The 13,899-nt window shown below is 67.0% G+C and carries 7 protein-coding genes; 4 read left to right on the forward strand and 3 right to left on the reverse strand.

Annotated elements, in window-relative coordinates; genetic code table 11:
- Window positions 1-41: 41 nt before the first annotated feature.
- Genes HOV77_RS21560 through HOV77_RS21570 form a run of 3 tightly spaced genes read left to right on the forward strand, consistent with a single transcriptional unit; the run spans window position 42 to window position 3,522 of the window.
- Entirely contained in the window at window positions 42-1,190 is a 1,149-nt protein-coding gene (locus HOV77_RS21560; RefSeq protein WP_290864414.1) for a gala protein, read from the forward strand.
- Window positions 1,187-2,356: an AAA family ATPase gene (locus tag HOV77_RS21565; RefSeq protein WP_290864416.1), complete on the forward strand. Its 1,170-nt coding sequence runs from the start codon at window positions 1,187-1,189 to the stop codon at window positions 2,354-2,356. The genes HOV77_RS21560 and HOV77_RS21565 overlap by 4 nt, the downstream gene beginning before the upstream one ends.
- A complete protein-coding gene (locus HOV77_RS21570; protein WP_290864418.1) occupies window positions 2,356-3,522 on the forward strand; it encodes a VWA-like domain-containing protein in 1,167 nt (388 codons plus the stop codon). Before HOV77_RS21565 ends, HOV77_RS21570 begins: the two co-directional genes overlap by 1 nt.
- Window positions 3,523-3,997: 475 nt before the next feature.
- Here the strand turns inward: HOV77_RS21570 and HOV77_RS21575 are convergent, their stop codons facing one another.
- The 3 genes from HOV77_RS21575 to HOV77_RS21585 all read right to left on the reverse strand — a co-directional run bounded on the left by HOV77_RS21575 (window position 3,998) and on the right by HOV77_RS21585 (window position 13,235).
- Window positions 3,998-11,848 carry an FG-GAP-like repeat-containing protein gene (locus HOV77_RS21575; protein WP_290864420.1) on the reverse strand — a complete coding sequence of 2,617 codons (7,851 nt, stop codon included), beginning with the start codon at window positions 11,846-11,848 and terminating at the stop codon, window positions 3,998-4,000.
- A 156-nt stretch (window positions 11,849-12,004) separates the two neighbouring features.
- Window positions 12,005-12,553 (reverse strand): hypothetical protein, encoded by a 549-nt coding sequence (locus tag HOV77_RS21580; RefSeq protein ID WP_290864422.1) that lies wholly within the window; start codon window positions 12,551-12,553, stop codon window positions 12,005-12,007.
- Window positions 12,554-12,590: 37 nt separating this feature from the next.
- Complete coding sequence (locus tag HOV77_RS21585) at window positions 12,591-13,235, reverse strand: hypothetical protein (protein WP_290864424.1); 645 nt, start codon at window positions 13,233-13,235, stop codon at window positions 12,591-12,593.
- Between the two features lie 75 nt (window positions 13,236-13,310).
- Between HOV77_RS21585 and HOV77_RS21590 the strand changes: the two genes are divergently transcribed.
- The gene (locus HOV77_RS21590; protein ID WP_290864426.1) at window positions 13,311-13,892 is read left to right on the forward strand and encodes a suppressor of fused domain protein; all 582 of its coding nucleotides are present in this window, start codon (window positions 13,311-13,313) and stop codon (window positions 13,890-13,892) included.
- The last annotated feature ends 7 nt before the right edge of the window (window positions 13,893-13,899 follow it).

Here is a 13,899-nt window from a genome sequence, read left to right on the forward strand (position 1 = left end):
TTACCTGGACGGTGCCGCCGCGTCGCGCGAAGGGGTGTGGGATGGACGCCGAACGCACACCGACGCCGGTGCGCTGCCCGGTCATCACGGACCCGACCCGGCAGCTGGCCGATCCGGATGACTTCGCTGCATTGCTCGACAGACTCGGTCAGGCGTCCGGCCCGGATGCCGAGCCCGAGATCTTCCCGCGCGGCACGATCCAGCCCGATGGCCGCCTCGACTTGTGCAAGCAAGGGATCGGCCCGGTGATGACGGCACGGCTCGCCCAGGCAGCGGCCGGTTCCGGTGTCGTACGCCATCTGCTGCTCGGCACGAACAACCTCGGTACGCAGGGCGCTCAAGCCGTCGCCGATGCGCTGGAACCTGGCCATCAGCTGCATACGTTGTATCTCGGCTGCAATCGGATCGACGCCGACGCCGTGGCTCCGCTCGCCGATCGGCTGGCGAGCGATGACACCGTGCGGGCGTTGTGGCTCAAACGCAATCCGATCGGCGACGAGGGGGTAGCGCGGATCTGCACCATGCTGGCGGCCAACACGACCCTGCGTACGCTGGATCTGGTCAACGTCGGCTTGAGCGTGGACGGGCTGCGGCTGCTGACAGCGACACTCGTTGCCCGTCCCGTCCGGCTCGACCGGTTGTTCCTCGGCGGCAACGGGCTCGGTGCCGATGCCGCGCCGCTGCTCGCCTCCCTCGTGCGCGATGCCGGGATCCACGAGCTCTACCTCGCCTGCAACCATCTCGGCGACGACGGGGCCCGCGTCCTCGCTGCGGAGGGCGACGGCTTGCCGATGTCGCTGGGCTTGGGCGCCAACGGGATCACCTCGGTCGGCGCAGCCGCGCTCGCCGCGCACATGGGCGCCTGGCGGGTGCTCGATCTCGGCCGCCCGCCTTCGGAACGTGCACTCCTGGCCACGCCGAACGAGGTCGGCGACGCCGGTGCGGCTGTTCTGGCCCAGGCGCTGCCGTCCGCTTCGCTGCGGCGGCTCGACCTTCGGCGTACCGGGGTGGGCGGTCGCGGAGCGCGCCTGCTGGTCGCCGCGGCGGCGAACCATCCGACCCTCGCGTACCTCGGCCTGCGCGGTGGGGTTCCACGTCGCATGCGGCGCAAAGCCGCGGCCGAGCTTCCGGGCCGCGAGACCATCGAGATTCCTGAGGATGTACGCGCAATCGTGAGTGTGTACCGATGACCGGCGTTCTCGGCGCGGCCGACGCCCTGCTCGACGATCTTCGCGCCTGGCGGACGGAGCCGGTACGCGATCCGAAGGTGGAGGCGCTCGCGCTCGCGGTGACGGCCAACCTGCCCGTGCTGCTGTGGGGCGAACCGGGCATCGGCAAGTCGGCGACGCTACGGCATCTCGCAGACAGCCTTGGTACGCCGCTGGAAACCGTCATCGCCAGCGTTCATGAACCCAGTGATTTCGCCGGGCTGCCGATCGTCGGCGACGATCCGGCGACCACCGGCGTGCCGATGGCCCCACCCGATTGGGCCGTACGCGTCGCGCAGCGCGGCGGCGGCCTCGTGTTCTTCGACGAACTGTCGTCTGCGCCGCCCGCCGTGCAGGCAGCGCTGCTCCGCGTGGTACTGGAGCGCCACGTCGGCAGCCTCGAACTGCCGGCCGCGACCCGCATCGTCGCCGCGGCGAATCCGCCGGCCAGCGCGGCTGACGGGTGGCATTTGAGCCCGCCGCTGGCCAACCGATTCGTCCATCTCCAGTGGACTCACGACGCCGCCGTCGTCGCCCGTGGACTGGCGGGAACCTGGCCTGCCGTCGAGGTTCCGACGGTGGACCCGGGTCGCACGAGCTCGGCGATCGCGAAGGCTCGCGGCTCGGTCGCCGGGTTCCTGACCGCCCGGCCCGGTCTGGCCCACCACCTTCCCGTCGACGCCGAAGGCCGAGGCGGCGCTTGGCCCTCCCCGCGTACGTGGGAAATGGTGCTGCGATTGCTCGCCGTTCACCACTGCGCCAACGCTTCTGCTGACGCCCTTTCGCTCGCCGTCTGCGGCGCGATCGGCGACGGACCCGGTTTGGAGTTCACCACCTATCTGTCCGAACTGGACCTTCCCGATCCCGAACGGGTTCTGGCCGACCCGGACGCCTTCGTCCTGCCCGACCGAGGCGACCGCCAACTGGCCTGCCTCACCGCCGTCGTCTCGGCCGTACAGGGCAGCACTACGCGTACCAGATGGGAATCTGCCTGGACAGTGCTGGCGCAAGCGGTCAAAGCCGGCGTGCCCGACGTGGCCGCCCGCGCGGCGATGGACCTGGCCGCGTTGCGCGACACCGACTGGCCGGTGCCCGCGACCGTGGACGCGTTCGTGGACGTGTTGCGCCTGTCGGGCCGCTTGGCCTGATGAACCGCACGAAGCTGCTCGCGGCCCGGTTCCGCGCGGCGACCGACCGGCCGTACCTGGCCAGCGCCCTGTACAGCTTGACGGTGGTCGAGTCGCGCACAGTGCCGACGATGGCCGTCGACCGGCATTGGCGCTGCTACGTCTCGGCGGAGTTCGTCGATCGCCTACCCGTCACACAACTCGCCGCGGTCTGGCTGCACGAGGTGGCCCACCTGCTGCGCGATCACCACGGCCGAGCGACGCTGCTGCCGCCCGAGCAGCGCCGCGACCACCTTCGCGTCAACGTCGCGCAGGACGCCGAGATCAACGACGACCTGCTTGCGGACGGCCAGCCGCTGCCCACCGACCGCGTCGATCCGGCCGGGCTGGGACTGCCGACCGGCCTGCTGTTCGAGCAGTACCTGCCGTTGCTGCCGGCGAGCATCCACTCTCACGACTGCGGTTCGGCCGCACACGGCGAGCCGCGCCCGTGGGATCTGCCCGGCGACGGCAGCGGCTCGGTCAGCGACGTGGAATCCCAAGCATTACGCCGTTCGACGGCCGCCTCGATCCGGCAGGCCGCCCGCGGCCGCGGCACCGTCCCGGAAGGCTGGCGACGCTGGGCCGACAGCGTCCTGGAACCGGTGGTCGACTGGCGGCGCGCGCTCTCCGGCGCAATCCGCGAAGCCGCTGCCTGGGCCGCCGGCGCCGTCGACTACACATACCAGCGACCCTCCCGGCGTTCGGCAGCCCTCCGCGGCGTCGTCCTCCCCCGCCTGCGCCAGCCGGTCCCCCGCGTCGCCATAGTCATCGACACCTCCGGCTCGATGGACGACGACGCGCTGGCGACCGCGCTCGCCGAGGTCGGCGGCGTCCTGCGAGCGGTCGGCATCGGCGGCAACCGCGTCACCGTGTTGTCGTGCGACGCAGCCGTCCACGTCGCCCGCCGAGTCAGCACGGTCGGCGAAGTAGTACTCGCCGGAGGCGGCGGCACCGACATGCGCGTCGGAGTCGAAGCCGCCGTCGCGGTGCCAGACCCGCCCGCGTTCGTCATCGTCCTGACCGACGGCTACACGCCTTGGCCCGACGAGCAGCTCGTACGCACTCGCGTGATCGCCGGCATCATCGGTGGGGCTGGCTTCGAACCGCCGCCGCCCTGGATCACGACGATCCACATCCCGTCGTGATCGCTCCGGGGTCTGCATTCCGGAGTCCGTCACGGTACGCGGGGCGAAGGGCGAGATTTCCGTTTCTAGACGCCTTCGAAGGCCGTCGGATGCTCATCGGATACTGCCACGTGTAGCACGACGGCCAGGCGGCCGAGGGGCTGTGCATCGGCTGCACCTACTCGCGGCCCCAGGTCCAGGGTCCATTGGCGCACCTGCATGCCCGCGTTTCCTTTGTATCGAGAATACGACCCGACAGCCGAAGTGAGCCCACACTCAACCGCCGCCTCAGTCGCGATCCGAACCCACTCACCAGCCACCTCAAAGCTCAGTCGCTCGATTGCGCCCTCCAGCGGCGCTAGACGAAGCCGCCCGACTACCGGACTTAGTCGTTCAGGATGATCTGAATGGCTAAGTCCGGTAGCGCGTACGAGCATCGGTGCGTCAGTTCGGGCAGCAATGCCGAAAGTCAGGGCCGGTTACCGTGGGAGATCAACTACCTCGGTTCGATGAGCGGGTCCTGCACGATCTTCGTGTACCGGATGGGCTGAAAGTCCTGGAGGGTATCCCAAGATTGGTAACCATTGTCGGGATGGAGATTGTCATAGGGATTGGTGACCAGCTCGCCAGGCTGGTTGAATGAGTAGAAGCGGGCGCCTTTCGTGTGATCGCTGTCGCTCACCCACCGCGCGAACAGTTCTATGTGCCCCTCGTTGACTACCGCATCACCAGGTTGGAGGTCGTCGAGGGCGGGGAGTCGGTACCAGTCTCTTGACCCGTCGAGCTCCATGAACTCGGAGGTGTAGTACGTCCTATCGAGATTCCATGCGTTCGCGACTAGACCAGTACAGTTGAGCAGATACGGTCCGCCTTGGCGACCGTCTGCGGAACCATTCATGTCATAGCGAAGGCGCAGCGTGAACCAGAAGCTCGCGTTGTCAAGAATCATCTGTCGGGTGACGAAGCCGAAGGCCCAGCGAGCATATCCCAGGTCTGGGTCGAGTTTCTCTCTCAGGCGGTCCGCAGGTCCTCGCGTATGCCGTGTTTCGTCGCGGGGCGTTCCACGCACCTCTGTAGCGGGTGCCCCTGTGGCGCGATATTGGTTGCAGCCCTCGTCGCCGCAGTCTTTAAGACCCTGTGGGTCGCTGGAGCTGACGGGGTTGGCGTGGCTGTAGCTGTATCCGTTCCATTGCTGCGGGTCGCCCATGTCGAAAATCGGATCGGCGCTGATGAAACGACCGGTGGCCGGGTCGTATTCGCGGGCACCCAGGTGGGTCAGGCCAGTCGCGTCGGCGGTGCCGCCAACGAAGCCCTTGTTGCCAAAGCCGCCCGGCTGCGTACCTCTCGCACTGCCGTAGGGCGTGGACCGTCGCCGCTGGGCCACCATCGTGGACGCGTCCACGACGACCTGGCCGGTGCCGTGATGGTCGGTCAGGGTCCAGGTCAGCTTGTTCCCGCCGGTGAGGTTGCCGCTCGTGTCGACGTTCGCGGTGCGTACCGCGGCACCGTTGTAGTAGCGGGTAGCGGCGATGGCGCCGGAACCGTTGCGTTTGAGTTCCGTGCCGTCGGGCAGAGTGAGCGTGACGTACGACCCGGGGTCGCGGCGCAGGAGCCGCGCACCGTCCGCGGTGTAGGTGAAGGTCGTGCTGGCACCGCCGTCGGTGACGGTCTTGAGGTGACCTTCCTCGTCCCAGGTGAGGGCCTGTTGGCCGACGCCCGGTCCGGGTCGGCTGGTGGTGTTGCCGGCCGCGTCGTAGTCATACGACGCCGTGCCCGCGCCGGTGCCGGTGGTGGTCACGCTCGCAAGCGAGTGTGGTCCGTGTCCTGTCGCCGGGTATGCAGACGCCACCGAGGAGACCACCGCACCGGTCGTGGAGTAGCTGGTCTCGGTGAGCCGGTTGCCGGTGAGGTCGAACGTCCACGTCTTCCAGTAGGCGTCGACCCCTCCGTTCGCGGGAGCTGCGCTCTTGCAGGTCGTGGTGCTGCCTTCGGTCCACCCGGTAGTGAGGCGGCGCAGCCCGTCGTAGTCGAAGCATTCGACCTGGTCCTGGGTGCCAGCGGACAGCGTCGCGATGTTCTGGATGTTGCCGGCCTGGTCGAAGGTGTAGGTGCTGGTCGCCTGGTTGTTCACCCAGGTGCCCGGCGTGGTTTCGACATCAACCTGGTCGGTGAGCATGCGGCGGGTGCTCGCCTCGTAGGCGGGCGTGTGCCGGACCTGCTTGGTCGCCGCGCCCAGGATCTGCTGTGCCAGGAGACCGTCGAAGGCATAGCCGGTGTCGGCGATGTAGGTCTGGGCCGGGCTGGCTAGGGTCTTGAGCTGCCCGACCAGGTTGTAGGTGCTGGTCAACGTCTCCGCTGGCAGACCGCCAACGGCGGGCAGCGTCACGGTGTTCGCGGTGCCGTTGACTTTGTAGGTGAAGTCCGCGCCGTAGGTTCCGGCGAGGGCTCCTTCGGCCGACGGGATGACGGTGTCGGTGTGCTTGGGCCGGTACCCGTCATCTAGCAGCGTGGTGCGCTGCAGGTAGGCCTGCGTACCAGGCTGGTTGACGCCACCGATGTAGCGTGCGGTCTCGTAGATCTGGCCTCGCGCGATCGTGTCGTAGGTCCACCCGGCGAGCTTGTCTACGTCGGCCGTGGAGTTGCCTTTGAACAGGCCGGTCTTCCTGCCGAGCAGGTCGTAGGTGTAGGTGAGGATCTGGTTGCGGCCGTCCTTGGTCTGGATGACCTGGCCGGCGTTGTCGTAGGTGGTGGTGGACGTTCCGGTGTCCGGGTCGACGGTGCTGGTCTTGCGGCCCAGCAGGTCGTACCCGTAGGTCCACTGGTTACCCGCCGAGTCGGTGACCGAGGTCGGGTTCCCGGCGTCGTCGTAGGTGTAGCTGGACGTGTCCCAGGCCTGTCCTTCGTCGAGGCCCAGGGCTCCGGCTGAGGCGAAGGTGCTGTTGTCGCCCGTGCGGCGCTTGAGCGACGGATCCGCCTGATCGATGGGCACGGCACCGTAGAGGTCGAGCTTGCCGTCACCGGTGAAGTCGGCCGCGGCCAGGTTCTGGCGCTTCCATCCGGTGAGCAGGTCGGTCGCGGCGGCGAACGTGCCGTTGCCGTTGCCCAGGGCCCGCCGCAGGACGTTGTCCGATCGGATGGCGAGCAGGTCGGCCTTGCCGTCCCCGTTGGCGTCGCCGCCCACGAGGTGGTCGTAGCCGGTCCAGCCTGTGCCCAGGTTCGTTGGGCCGGTGAACGACCCACCGCCGGATGAGGCTTGCCAGTACTGAAGCATGCCGTCGCCGGCACGGATGCCGACCAGGTCGGTGTATCCGTCGCCGTTGAAGTCACCGGAAGCGAGCTGCGACACTGCGGTGAACCCCGTGCCGACCTGGGTGGCCGTCGTCAGGTTCCCGGCTCCGTCACCGGCGTAGCGGACGATGGCGCCGTCGGACTTGCGGATGCCGAGCGCGTCGAGGTTGGTGTTGCTGTCGAAGCGGCCCGGTACCCATTCGCGCAGTGCGTCCCAGCCGGTGCTGGTCGCGCTGGTGGACGGGGTGAATGTGCCGTTGCCGTTGCCGGCGAAGAACACCCGCCCGGCACCCGGCCGGATGGCCTGCATGTCGGCCTTCCCGTCACCGGTGAAGTCACCGGCGATCAGATCGGTGTAGTCGGCGAAGCTCTGGTATTGCCGCAGCCGGCTGGTGCGGCCCAGGGCGTCGACGATCGTGGTGGTGTCGGTACCGCCGAGTGGGTTGTCTACGGTGGTGCGGTCACCGTCGTAGCTGGTGGAGGTCACGTTCCACTGCAGGACGTCAAGCGTCCACAGTTCGTCGGTGAGCTGGCGGCCGACACCGTCATAGCTGAAGCGGTGCTGGTTGGCGACCGCGCTGTCGCTCCAGCCAGTGAACAGGGCCGGTGTGGGAGCACTCGCGTTGTAGAACGACGAGGTCTTGGTGACGAGGCCGCGGCTGTTGTACTGCGTGTCGGTGATCGATCGCCCGCCGTCCGCGGTGGGTTGCTGGGTTTGGCGGGTACGCAGCCAGCCGTCGAGGATCTGGTGGGACGTGATCTGCTGCCCGTCCGGTCCCAGCGTCTTGGTCGTGACGTAGGGCGCAGCCGAGGTGCCGGTGAGGCTGTAGGCGTACTCGACATTCGGTGTCACCGATGTGGAGCGGTTCTCCCACCATACCTTGACCAATCGTCCGAGGCTGTCGTACTGGGCCGTTGTGACCTTGCCATTGGCGTCGGTCACTTTCAGTGGGACGCCGAACTCGGGAAGGAGGTCGGTGGTGACCGCGTACGTCGAGCCGGTCGGCGGCGTTACGGTCTTGGTCGTGGTGAGTCCGAGGGTCTCGATGTAGCTGGTGTGCGTGGGGCGGCCCAGGCCATCGGAGATGTCGGTCGGACGACCCCACTTGTCATAGACGGTGTCGGCGGTGGTGATCCAGTTAGCGGTCGAGCCGGTGTAGCTCTTGGCCTTCTCCGTCCGGGTCACGTCGCCCGCGTACGGGGTCTGCGTCAGGCTCGGCGACGAGATGCTGGGCTGGTCGTAGTAGTACCGCGTGTCCGCCACGGCATCGCCCGGAAGGGATGGCGTCATGGAGCAGTCGACACCCACCGTCTTCGTCGTCGACACCGCGCTTGCCTGGAACGGCGATCCCATCGCCAGCAGGTCCGGCTTGCCGTCGGCGTTGTCGTCGCCGACCGGAATGAACCAGTCGGTATCGGTGACGATCCGGCCTGACGTCACAAGAGTCCCCGGCACGAACGTTCCGGTACCTGTGCCCGCATACAGGTAGAGGCCGGTCGGCGTGGAGGCGAAGAAGTCGGCCTTGCCGTCGCCGGTGTAGTCGCCCCAGCCGAAGAGCTGGTCGACGTTGTCGGTGCCGAACCCGGACGTGAACCCGTAGCTCAGTGAGCTGATCCCACCGGTGCCGTCGCCGTACCAAACCACCATCTTGCCGTCGAAGAACCGGCGACCCATGAGATCGGCCTTGCCGTCGCTGTTGACGTCACCGGCGGAGAACATGTTGAACATCCGCCATGTGGTTTCGGTTCCGATCTGCACACCCGTGCTCACGCCACCAGCATTGTTACCCTTGAACAGGTACAACTGACCACCGGGAGCGATGCCGATGATGTCCGCCTTGCCGTCACCGTCGAAGTCACCCGGCGAGAAGATGTCCTGATAACCCGCCCAGCTACCAGCCCAGAACACGACCGCGGCCCCGTACGTCCCGTCGCCATTGCCCGGCAGGTAGCTCATGCCGTTCGTGGACGAATTGCGGCCGATCAGATCCTTCTTGCCGTCGCCGTTGAAGTCGGGGATCACAAACATCTTGTTGTAACCCGACCAGTCGGAGTTCACCAGCACCGGCGTAGCGCTGATCCCACCGGATCCGGTGCCGTTGTAGCGGCGCAGGTCCGGATCCGGGTTGGTGTTGTAGGTGTTCGTGACGCACGTGTCGTCCGCGGTGGTGGACGTGTCACCCTGCATGTTGTCGGTCAGCGTGTTGTTGTAGCTGTCGTAGGTGTGGTCGGTCTGCGTGGTCCGCCAGTTGTTGGTGGCCGCGATCCAGGTCGCGGTCCGGTCCCAGCCCGTGTTGTTGCGGTACGCGGTCAGCGGCACCACCCGAGCCCACGATGTCGACAACGCCCTGGCGCCCGACTGCACCGACAGAGGATCGTGGAAGATCTTCTTCAGGATCGTGGTGGTGTCCCCGTCGAAGGTGATCTCTTCTTTGAGGAACCCGGCCCGGTACCACAGGTCGGTCGCCGCGTTGTCAGTGTCGGTGATCGTGGAGACGCGTGAGTTGTCTCCGCCTGCCGAGGTCCGGTCACCGGACAGGCCCCGGAAATACAGCTTCAGCGTCTTCGACTTCGTCGCCCCTGAACCGACGGTCTCGGTGACGAGCGGGTAGCCGACCCAGTTGTTCCACGACCGGTAGTTCATGTCGAGCGTGGTCAACCCGGCCTGGTCGTGCTTCCACAGCACCGGCGACGACGAACCGATCGCCTTGCCCGCCAGGGACATCGACACCGCGTAGGTGTAGGCGTGCACCACATCCGGCGCGCCGCCGACCAGGTCCTGCTCGGTCACGGTGTCGACCCGGTACTTGTGCCACCACGTCCACACCGACGAGGAACCGTCGTCGTAGAGCTGCGGGAAGCACCGCTTGTTGTTGTTGTCCGACGCCGGCGGGGTGATCCCGCCGACACATGCGGAATCCATGCCCGAGTAGGTGACCGCGATCTTCTTGCCGGCCTCGGTCGTGATCGCCTGCAGCCGGTACTTCCACGACTCCGGCGCACCCGAACCGGCGGCGAACAACGCCCGGTTCTGCATCGACGCGCCATAGTCGAACTGCACCGGCGGCTGCCCGTCACGGGTGATCGTGTACAGCGTCAGCACACCCAGGTAGCCAGCGTGCCCGGTACCGTGGATCGGGTTCCACAGGTTGATCGTGCTCACCGTGTTGTACTGCGCCGCACCACCGGGCCCGTTCGGCTTCAACACCTGCACCTTGATGTTGAGCAGCCGCTTCGTGATCCAGTAAGTCGGCGCGTCACACGACGTCGAGCCCGAACCGCAGTAAAGGTCCCACGGCACGTCCGGCCAGTTCGTCGAATCATGTGTGCTACACGTCGACGTCCAGCACCGGTCCGCGACCTCGAAGACCACCTTCGCCGCCGGCTGCGTACCAGGTTGCGCATCAGCCCGCAAACCGTAGGCGATCTCCGTCAGATACCCGCCCTGGTCATACGACGTCGACGTGCCCGGCACCGCAGCGTGGTTGTACTCCTTCGCGTACGTGTAGACCATCGTGTTGCCGTGCGGGTCCACGACGTAGTCCAGGTTCCACCGGTACGCCATCGCACACCACGAGTTGCTGATCGACGACGACGCGAAACACGGCTCACCGGTGGAGTTGCTCAGCACCGGCTGGCCCCACACCGAGTTGGTCCGGGTGCCGCCAACCACCGACAGGCCGAAGTAGTATTGCGTTCCGTCCTTCGTCGTCAGCCGCCACCGCTCGTCGTTCCAGTTCAGCGTGCGCTCATCGGTGCCATCGGTGATGTACTCGACCTTCGTCGCATCGTCATCAGCCAGGTGCCACACATTCGGCGTCGCCTGGTTCGGCGAAGCGCTCGCGTCGTCCGGGATCAACTCGGTCGAGCGGCCCTCCCACACGATGTGCGCGTTCGGCACCCGCCAGCACATCATCGGCGTCGCCGGTGTCCACGTCGGCGTCACCGGCGTCGTGTCCACGCCACACGACATGTACGACCGCTCGATGTAACCGGGGTCGTAGTCCCAGCCCTCGCCGATCCAACTCGTCTGGTTGTTGGCGTGCGCTGTCCGGCCGTCGACCGACGCGCTCGAATAGCCCAGCGACACCTTCGGTGCCAGCCCACCCGGCACCGGCACCATCGGCACGTCATACGACCAGGAGAAACCGCCACCCGACTGACCGGCCTGCCAGGACGCGGACTGCGACAGCGGCGTCTGGCTGAAGTCGTCGGTCGCTGAGGTCGCCGTGGAGTCCAGCGCTACGACGGTCGTCTCGCCCGAGATGGACAGCTCACCCGCGACAGTCTTGGTCTGCGTGTTGATGCTGCTGGCCACAGCCGTCTCCTGGCCGCAACCATCCGCCGCCGGAGTGGTCAGCGAACAGGTCGGCAGCGTCACCAGCCTGAGCCGGTAGGCCCAGTTCGCACCGAACGCGTCGTGGAACGCGCCGTATCCGACCTCCACCTTCACCTTTGCGGTGCCGGTCTTGCCATCGGTCCGTAACAGGCGCATCGCCACCGCCGCGCCGGCCTTCCCCGACGCTGCGTGTCCGGCGACCTCGACACGCACCCGCGAGGGCTGATTCACCGCCGCAGCAGCATCGGCGACGCTGCTTCCCCGCTGCAGATCGGACGTCGAGTCGAGTGCGGTCACCGTCACCGGGAGCCCGCCGACGACGCCATGACCCACTCGCCGGCCGTCCACCTGAGCTTGCAGGTCCACATCACCGGAGGCGGCTGACGGCCACACCACCGGATCGGTCTTCACCGGCAGCGGCTTCGGCGCCGTCACCTTCTTCGGCTTCACCGACCAACCCGACACGGATTTGTTCTGCACAGACGCCGACACGCCGGGACCTGATGCGGCCAGGGCCGGCGGCATCTGCACCAGCGTCGCGATCACCAGCGACGTCGCTGTCGCGGCCACCCGATAGAGGGCCCGGCGTGATCCGCCGGGCCCTGAACGTGTTCTCACAAACAACTCCCACCGTATGGCCGCGTCACAGATGTGGAACACGCACAGGATCCCGGAACACGCACACCGCAGCCAGACCCTTAACCCAGGAGGAAACAACACAGGTCAGCGAAATTCACGACCGCGGCATAACGCCGTCCAAACGGGGCCCGCCCCAACGCCGTACGCGTATGCAGCACGCTCTGGCCGTACCTCACAATTGTCACCAGGCCCGCTTGCGCAGGACAGCCAGGTGCTTACCCCAACCTCCGCTGCCGATCAGCCATGCACCTGGGCGTCCGGTACGTAGACGCCGACGTCGAACCCGATCGGCACGCGGCGGAGCTTGCCGAAGCCGAAGACCTCGTAGGTGACGGTGATGTCGCTGAAGTACGTCGTCGATCCGGGCGACATCTCGACGGCAGGTTCCATCACGGTGAGGAACACGGCGATTTCTCCACCGGCCGGAAGCGTGACCGCCGCGAACGGGCGAGCGGCGTCGGGCCCGAAGGGCACCGTCATCGGTTCCGACCGGTCGATGATACTCACGTCGACCGCCGAGAAGACCTCGTTCGCAGCGATGTCCACGATCGTGACGGGCCATGGCCCGGGATTGCGGATCGACGTGCCGAAGGTGAATCGGGAACCTGGCGCGAACACGTACGCCACCTCGGTGGTGGACACGTCCTTGCGGACCCGAGCGTCGGTTCCGTACCAAGTCTCGCTGCCCGGTTGCACGCCTTGGGCGATCACGGTCACGAGAAATGCCGAGCCGAGAACCGCCACCGCCACACACGCGGCGAGGGCGATCTTCCGGCGGATCGTCATGGCACCGCAGTGTAGGAGGGGACTGCTCGCCAGGACGTCATCCTCTGCCGACGCAGAAAACCTCTGTGGTCTCGACGGACCGTAGCCAGACAGCGGTCATCGTTCCGCCCGGGCATTCACCCGGTTCGTCGGCGACAGCGGTGATCACCCCGTCATGCTTGGATGAGCACGGCTCCAGGTCAGCGGCGCTGCCGTAGACGGTGACGCACTTGCCGACCTGGCGTCCCGGCGACTCCAGCCAGCTCGTCAAGACGACTGCACCGAGCAGTAGAACGGGGACGAAGACGAAGTAGGCCAAGGGGCGGGCGAACAGCGATCGCCCGGGCTTCGCCGGGCCGACCGCCGCACCTGCGGGTGACACCGGCGCCGGCAGACGGTGGATGAGGCGGCGTTTGAGCACGTTGCGAAGCACCACGAAGGGGAACACGAAGAAGGACACCAGCCCCAGCCATCCGACCGCCAGCGTGTGCGCTGTGGTGGACCGGAATACGTTCAGTCCGCAGTCTCGGCAGAAGGGTCCCGGGAAGGTGGTTGTCTGGCGGAGCAGGAGCATTCCGGTGTGTTGCTCGAAGTCGAGCTCCAGGGCGGGACGACTGCCGCAGTACCGACAGCTGACGTCGGCGACGGGTACCTGCGGTGATGCCGCCGGCCGCGCGAGGTCGGGTGGGAAAAGATCAGTCACGGATGCAGGAGCGTAGCGGTACCGCGCAGGTGACGCTGTCCCAACCACAGGAAATGAGTGACTAGAGTGCCAGCCATGTCCCCACCCGTGATCTTGCGCGAAGTCTTCCACGCATACCGCACCGCCAGAGGCGTTGAGGACGACGGTTACGTGTTCGACGATGACGGAGCGGTGCTCGGAAGGCTCGACGTGCTGGTCTTTCGGCCTGCGGATGAGCGCGGCCTGACGTCGTTCGCGACTATTGGCATGGCCGCCCGGGAGTTGCCGGCCGAGCCTGGGCCAGGTGGCGGCGGGCGGGCGGAATTGCAGTTCTCTCGTCGGGGAAGGCTGGACCGGGAAGACGAGTACGCCGTCGCAGTCGCGCTGGCCAATCTCGCGGCGCATCCGTTCGTTACCGGACAGCAGCTGAATTGGGGACATCAAATCGGTCTGGGGACGGAGTTTCCCACGTTCCCCGGATGCGGCGCGGTTTTCCTGTCCGGCCCACTCACCAATGTGGAGGATGGCTACATCCGGACAACCGAGGGTGCGGTCCGGCTCGTCACGGTCGTGCCGATCACGGAGGCGGAGCGTTCGCTGGGTCGTACTCTCGGGCCGATTGCCTTCGCCCAGCGACTCCTGGACGAGGTCGACGTGTACGCCGAAAGACCCGCCTGAGCCCCGG

Origin of the sequence: Hamadaea sp., from assembly GCF_013362815.1 — a bacterium.
In the GTDB taxonomy this organism is placed as follows: domain Bacteria; phylum Actinomycetota; class Actinomycetes; order Mycobacteriales; family Micromonosporaceae; genus Hamadaea.